The 7,540-nt window shown below is 30.8% G+C and carries 6 protein-coding genes; all 6 read left to right on the forward strand.

Features of this window, described 5'->3' with window-relative positions; genetic code table 11:
* Nucleotide 1 precedes the first annotated feature (1 nt).
* The 6 genes from NH286_RS01860 to NH286_RS01885 all read left to right on the forward strand — a co-directional run bounded on the left by NH286_RS01860 (nucleotide 2) and on the right by NH286_RS01885 (nucleotide 7,377).
* Nucleotides 2-985: a ribose-phosphate diphosphokinase gene (locus NH286_RS01860; RefSeq protein WP_106460277.1), complete on the forward strand. Its 984-nt coding sequence runs from the start codon at nucleotides 2-4 to the stop codon at nucleotides 983-985.
* A complete protein-coding gene (gene pth / locus NH286_RS01865; protein ID WP_265236461.1) occupies nucleotides 985-1,572 on the forward strand; it encodes an aminoacyl-tRNA hydrolase in 588 nt (195 codons plus the stop codon). Before NH286_RS01860 ends, pth begins: the two co-directional genes overlap by 1 nt.
* Nucleotides 1,565-5,056 carry a transcription-repair coupling factor gene (gene mfd / locus NH286_RS01870; protein ID WP_265236463.1) on the forward strand — a complete coding sequence of 1,164 codons (3,492 nt, stop codon included), beginning with the start codon at nucleotides 1,565-1,567 and terminating at the stop codon, nucleotides 5,054-5,056. The genes pth and mfd overlap by 8 nt, the downstream gene beginning before the upstream one ends.
* Nucleotides 5,057-6,139, forward strand: a complete 1,083-nt coding sequence (locus NH286_RS01875; protein ID WP_265213237.1) for a peptidylprolyl isomerase — start codon at nucleotides 5,057-5,059, stop codon at nucleotides 6,137-6,139.
* Complete coding sequence (locus NH286_RS01880; protein WP_265236465.1) at nucleotides 6,111-7,019, forward strand: SurA N-terminal domain-containing protein; 909 nt, start codon at nucleotides 6,111-6,113, stop codon at nucleotides 7,017-7,019. The genes NH286_RS01875 and NH286_RS01880 overlap by 29 nt, the downstream gene beginning before the upstream one ends.
* Nucleotides 7,020-7,101: 82 nt before the next feature.
* Nucleotides 7,102-7,377 (forward strand): HU family DNA-binding protein, encoded by a 276-nt coding sequence (locus tag NH286_RS01885; RefSeq protein ID WP_106460272.1) that lies wholly within the window; start codon nucleotides 7,102-7,104, stop codon nucleotides 7,375-7,377.
* Nucleotides 7,378-7,540: the final 163 nt, after the last annotated feature.

Below are 7,540 nucleotides of genomic sequence, written 5' to 3' on the forward strand. Positions count from 1 at the left end.
AATGACACTAACAAGAAACACCTACGTTCAAAGGGGAGAACTAAAGCTATTATCTGGAAATTCTAATATTAAACTAGCACAAAGTGTTGCAAAAAATCTTGGAATAAATTTAACTGAAGCAGATATTAACAAATTCAAAGATGGAGAAATAAGCATCAAAATTAATGAATCTATAAGGGGCAAAGATGTGTTTATAATGCAACCAACATCAGCGCCAACAAACGATAATATCATGGAATTGTTAATTATGATAGATGCTTGTAGAAGGGCCTCTGCTGGTTATATCAACGCTGTTATACCATACTATGGCTATGCAAGACAAGATAGAAAAACCAGAGGAAGAGAACCAATTACAGCCAAACTAGTCGCAAATTTATTAACAGTAGCAGGTGCTAACAGGGTAATAACTATGGACCTTCACGCTGGACAAATCCAAGGATACTTTGATATACCAGTAGACCATTTTTCAGCAATCAGGCTATTATCTACTCACTTTAAATCTTTTGCATATGATAAACCAGAAGAATTTGTTGTGGTAAGCCCTGACTTAGGTGGAGTAAGACGTGCTAGAGAATTTGCTGATTATCTAAAACTTCCTATAGCAATCATAGAAAAAAGAAGACCAATGCCAAATGTTTCTGAAGTAATGTCAGTAATCGGTGACTTTGAAGGAAAGCATGCTATAATTGTTGACGATATGATTGATACAGCAGGAACAATTACAAACGCTGCAGACTTCTTAGTTGAGCATGGTGCAAAAGATGTATACCTAGTTGCAACTCACGGAGTATTTTCAGGAGATGCAATCAAGAAGCTTCAAAAACCATCAGTCAAAGAGGTAATAATAACAGATACAATAGAATTACCTGAAGAGAAGAAAATAGATAAAATAGTTCAATTATCTATAGCACCTTTGCTTGCAGAGGCCATTCATAGGATAAACACATACGAATCTATAAGCGGACTATTTTCGGTTCTTGAATAATGTATTTTATAGTAGGTCTAGGCAATCCAGGTTTACAATATGAAAATACCAGGCATAATGCAGGATTTTTAACAATAGATTATATTGCATCTAAATACAATATAGACGTAAGAAGGTCTAAATTTAAATCTTTATATGGTCAGGGAGAAATCTCTGGCCAAAAAGTTATGCTCGTTAAGCCCCAAACTTTCATGAACAACTCTGGGGAAGCCGTAAGAGAAATTAAAAACTTTTATAAATTTGATAGTGACAAGCTAATTGTAATATATGATGATATTGATATAGAATTTGGCACGATTAGAATTAGAAAAAAAGGTTCTGCAGGTACCCATAATGGAATGAAATCTATAATTTACCAAATTCAAGATGATAATTTTCCAAGAATTAAGATATCAGTTGGTAAAAAGCCTGAGTATATGAATCTGGCTAATTTTGTCCTATCAGGATTTAGCCAAAAAGAAGTAAGTGTAATAGAAGATGAGATAAGACTTGCATCTGATGCAATCGAAACTATCTTAGCTGACAGCATTGACAAGTCCATGAATAAATTCAATTCTATTAAACTATTGGAAGAAGATAATGAATAAATTAAATGAAAAATTAATTAATCTCGATCAAGTAAAAAACATAAAAGACAATATAAGATTTAATAGTCCAATATATATTCAGGGCCTAAGTGAAGGTATAAAAACTCACCTGGCCCTAGCTTTGTTTGAATTATTAGATAAAAATATAGTAATCATATGTGAAAATAACAAAACAAGCGAAAAATTTGTCTCAAGTATCAATGAAATAAAGAATATAGCTAAAAACTACCCAGGACTTGAGACTAACTTTTATAATATAAAAAGTATTGATGATTCAAAGCTAGACAAAAGACTTGATGTCTTAATTAGCTTAGCTAATAAAGAAAAGTTTATCACTGCAACAACAATTGAAGCTTTAAAAAATAAACTAACACCTTTAGACAAATTTAATGAGTCATTTGTTATAATTAACGAGGAATCTATAATTGCTGTAAATGATTTAATAAATAAACTTATAAAGCTCAACTATAATCCTAGTGATTTTGTTGAGGATAAGGGAGATTTTGCAAAAAGAGGCTCGATTATAGATTTATGGCCAATAAATTACGAAAAACCAGTTAGAATTGAGCTATTCGACGATGAGATTGATTCTATAAGAGTTTTTGATAATGACAGCCAAAGGACAATAAATAAGCTAGAATCAGTAAAAATTTACCCAGCTAGTGAGCTTCTTTATGATAAAGATGACTATCAATCAGTAATAAATCTTATCAATTCCGATATCAAAAATAAAAAAATAAAAGATAGTAGAGATCAAAAGCTTGTAGATAAATATAAACAAATTATCTCATATCTAGATCAAAGCATGTATATCGCAAATAAAGATTTAATCACTGCCTATAGAGATAATAGTTATTCTTCTATGCTTGATTATTTAGATAAGGATACAGTTTTTATCTTTGATGATGTATCAAGAGTATATGAATCTACATTAAAGTTAGATGAAAAATTTGATTACGATCTTGCCTATCAAATGGAAAATGGTGAAGTTTTTAGAACTTTTGAAAAGTATTCAATTAGTACGAATGACATTTACAAGCAAATTGAAGATTTTGAAATAGTTAACTTCACATCAATTTTAAAAAGATCAAAACTTTTTTCACCACGAAAAATTATAGAATTGAAATCAATCGAAGCAGAAAGTTTCAATAAAAATATTAAAACTTTTATAGATACTTGTATTGAGCTTGTTAATATGGATAACAAAGTCTTCATATTTTCTGGATCTGAAACTAAAAAAAATAATATTTTAAAAGCATTTATTGAAAACTCATTCGCTCTAGTTGGTGATGAAAATAACAACCCTAACTTTGATACTATTCCGATTATAGTATCAGAAAAAAAGGCTAGTGAAGGATATTACGTTAAAGATATAAATCTAAACGTATTTACTAGCAAGGAAATATTCGGCAAATCAAACCTATCTAAGAAGAAAGCAAATAAAAAGACCACTTCTAAAAGTATTATAAATTACTCAGATCTTGAAATAGGGGATTATGTTGTCCATGAAAATAACGGTATAGGGATTTATAAGGGTCTTACAAAAATCGAAAGAAATGAAGTTGAAAAAGACTTCATTCTAATAGAGTATAGGGGTAATGATAAGCTATATATCCCAGTCGATCAGATGAACCTTGTTAGCAAATATATAGGAAATAGGGGAGAAAAACCTAAATTATCCGCTCTTGGATCTACCCAGTGGCAGAAATCAAAGCTAAAAGCTAAAAAAGCTGTTGACGAGATAGCTGATGACTTAGTTAAATTATACGCTGAAAGAGCTAAGCAAAAAGGACATGCTTTTTCTAAGGATACAACCTGGCAAGAGGAATTTGAAAATTCATTTGCCTATGATGAAACCTATTCTCAATTAAGAAGTATAGATGAAATAAAGGCCGATATGGAAAGCGACTTACCGATGGATAGACTATTATGCGGTGATGTAGGCTATGGAAAAACTGAAGTTGCTTTAAGAGCTGCATTTAAGGCTATTATGGATGGCTATCAAGTTGCATTCTTAGTCCCAACTACAATACTTGCCAACCAACACTACCATACAATGATCGAGAGGTTTAAAGACTTTCCAGTCACATCTGCAGTCCTATCAAGATTTAATACAAAAACTAAAGATGAGGAAATATTAAAGGGTATAAAAACTGGAAAAATTGATATAGTTGTCGGTACCCATAGGCTTTTGTCAAAAGACATTAAATTTAAAAAATTAGGTCTTTTGATAATAGATGAGGAGCAGAGGTTTGGTGTCAAGCACAAGGAACAATTTAAGAAGTTTAAATCATCTATAGATGTCTTAACCTTATCAGCAACCCCAATCCCAAGAACCCTACAAATGTCTTTATCTGGAATTAGAGATTTATCGACCCTTGATGAACCTCCAGAGGAAAGACTACCAGTCAATACCTATGTTTTAGAATTTGACCCTAGTATCATAAGAGACTCAATTTTGAGAGAAATCAATAGAGATGGCCAAGTATTTTTCGTATACAATAGAGTAAATGATATAGAAAAAATTTACTTAATGCTCAAGGACTTAGTTCCTGAAGCAAGTATTGACATCATCCATGGACAAATGAGTCCAAGACAAATTGAAAATATTATGCTTGATTTCTTAGAGGGTAAAACTGATATATTGCTCTCAACTACAATAATTGAGACTGGTATGGATATAAAAAATGTAAATACCATAATAATATATGATTCTGACCTAATGGGTCTATCTCAGCTTTATCAGCTAAAGGGGAGAATAGGTAGGGGATATAGGTCATCCTACGCTTATTTTACTTATAGGCAGGGGAAAGTCTTAACAGAAATTGGTGAAAAGCGTCTCAAATCAATTAAAGACTTTTCTGATTTTGGTTCTGGTTATAAAATTGCAATGAAAGACCTAGAACTAAGAGGTGCTGGAAACCTACTAGGGGAAAGCCAATCAGGTCATGTTGAAGCGGTTGGTTATGACCTATATGTTAAATTTTTACAAGAAGCTGTAGAAAAAGCAAGTGGTAAAGAAGTAAAAATCAAAGAAATAAACCAAACTTATATAGACATAAAAATCGACGCTTACCTACCTAATTCCTATATAAGCGATCCCAGCCAAAAAATTGAAATTTATAACAGAATAGCAAATATTTCTGATAAGGAAGATTATGAACTTTTAGTTGAAGAATTAATAGATGTATATGGAGATATTCCATTAATAGTGGATAATATAATGTATGTATCTTTGATTAAATCTTTAGCATCATACAATGGTATAACAGAGATTAGGGAAGTTAATAACGAAATCAATTTGTATTTCCAATCAAGAGATTACTATAGTTTTGATGAATTGAAGTTAATTAACGAAGGATATAAGGGTAAAATGAGTCTTGATTTATCAAATAAGCCAGCCTTCAAAATTCCATCAAGCAGAAGTAAATTACTTGACACATATGAACTTTTAGATACAATTAACAAAATAAGGAGAAATTAAATGAAAAAGAAATTATTAACAATTATGTTAGCATCAACAATGGTGCTAGGAGCTTGCGGAAATCAAGCAAGTAATGAAAAGAATGCAGATCAAAAAGTAAGTAGCCAAGAAGCAGCTAAAGAATTAGGTAAAGATAACATAGCTATCGTAAATGGCGAAAAAATTAGCAAAGACGACTATAAAAAAGAAATGCAATTTTATGGAGCAATGCTAGCAAGCAGACAAAACCTTAAAAATTCAATAGTTCAGATGATGGTTCAAGATAAACTTATAGCGGACGATATGAAGAAAAATAAAATTGAAGTTGCTGATAAGGATGTAAATGACTCATTTATGAACTCTGTAAAACAATTTGGTGGTCAAGAACAATTTGATAAAATGCTCGATGACTATAATATGGACGTTGAAAAATTCAAAGAAACTGTAAAAAAAGATTTAATGTACCAAAAACATAGAGAATGGTTTAATAAAGAACACCCTGTTACAGATGATGAAATTAAGAAATATTATGAAGATAATAAGGATCAATTTGCAAAAAGAGATGCCGCTCATATCCTAGTAGCAGATGAAAACACAGCCAAAGAAATCAAAGAAAAACTAAACAATGGTGAAGATTTCGCAGCTCTTGCTAAAGAATACTCAACAGATACTGCTAATGCAGCAAATGGCGGAGAACTTGGAACTTTTTCTAAAGGTCAAATGGTAAAAGAATTTGAAGATGCTGTTTTTGCACTAAAAGAAGGTGAAATCTCTGATCCTGTAAAGACTCAATTTGGATATCACATAATAAAACTAAACAAAATTGCAGATTCTCTAGAAGATAACAAAGAAGCTATTAAGAAAACCCTTGAAGATAAAAAGTATTCCGATTACATCAAAGAGTTAAATGAAAAGGCAAATGTTGTAACAGAGACAAGCCTAGCTAAAGATAAATCTACAGAAGAAAAGCTAGATAAAGCTAACAAAGAAGATAAGAAAGATACTGAAGAAGCTACAGAAGAAAGTAATAAAGAAGACTCAAATTCAGACGAAAAAGAAGCTGAAACAAAAGAAGATGAAGCCGATAAGAAAGATAATAACTAGTTTTTTATACCTAACTTGTATATCATTTTTATTAGCTTCTTGCAACAAGGGCCCTGATACTTCAAGTGCAGTTGCCCTTGTTGATAATAAGGCTATTGATAAAGATACTTATAATAGTGAACTTGAGTTTTATTTAAATTACTATAGCAACAAATACGGTCCAAATTATCTTGAAAGTAAAGATAAAGCTGGTAAAACAAAAAAGGAATCACTTCAAGAAAAGCTTCTGGAATCAATGATCAAAGATCAGGTAATGCTAAATGATCTTGAAAAACATAAAATTGAAATAGATGATAATACCGCAAATAAAATAAGAAGTGAAATGGAGAAAAAACTTGGAGATAAGGATTCACTAAAAGCTAATATTAAAGCTTTAAATGTGAGTGATAGTGAGTTTTCTGACATTATCTTTAATGATTCAATTAGAAGGATGCATTATGATTTCTTTCTTTCAAATAGCGGTATTAAAGATTCTGAGATTCTTAAACATTACAAAGAGAATGAACAACTTCACAAAATGTATAAGTATAATATGCTTAAATTTGATGATAAAATCGAAGCTGAAAGGATAAAATCTATAATAAAATCACAGTTAGATTTTAGAAAGCTTCTTACAAACTCTATAAAATCCTACGATGTTTTTAACTCAGATTTTGTATATGAAGATGATCCCATTCTTTTAGCATCCAAAGTAAAAGAAAAAGATAAAGTAAGTGAAATATTTGAATATGACGGAAAATACAATATTTTAATGATTAACTCATATAATGAGAACGAAAATGAACTCTTGATGCAAGCAAAAGAAATTTATTTAAAAGATGCATACAGAAAATATCTAAACAAATTAATTAAATCTAGTAAAATAAAGCTTTTTATTTGATGAATGCTTGAAATTATTTAATTTGTTATGTATAATCATTCTTAGAGTTAAACAGATATCATGTTGATTTATAGGAGGAAATATGAATAAATCAGAATTATTAAATAGTATATCAGAAAAAAGTGGGCTTAAAAAAGTCGAAGCTGAAAAAGCACTTAACGCATTCTTAGAATCAGTTCAAGAAGCTTTAGTAGCAGGAGACAAAGTTCAATTAGTTGGTTTTGGTACATTCGAAGTAAGAGACAGAAAAGCTAGAGAAGGTAGAAACCCAAGAAAACCTGATGAAGTAATTCAAATCCCAGCTTCTAAAGCTCCAGTTTTCAAAGCTGGTAAAACTCTTAAAGAAGCAGTTAATTAATTAAATCTAATATTAAAAAAGCGGTCCTTGAAATAATAAGGTGACCCCATAAAGTTGGACCTATTAGCAGAGTTAGTGTTAAAGCTTACTCTGCTATTTCTTTGTCCTTTCCTACCCCTAGGGGTAGGAAATTTTTATGCTGCATTCTTCTTTCTGTATTCTA

It is taken from the genome of Anaerococcus sp. NML200574 (genome assembly GCF_026131665.1).
Taxonomy (GTDB): domain Bacteria; phylum Bacillota; class Clostridia; order Tissierellales; family Peptoniphilaceae; genus Anaerococcus; species Anaerococcus kampingae.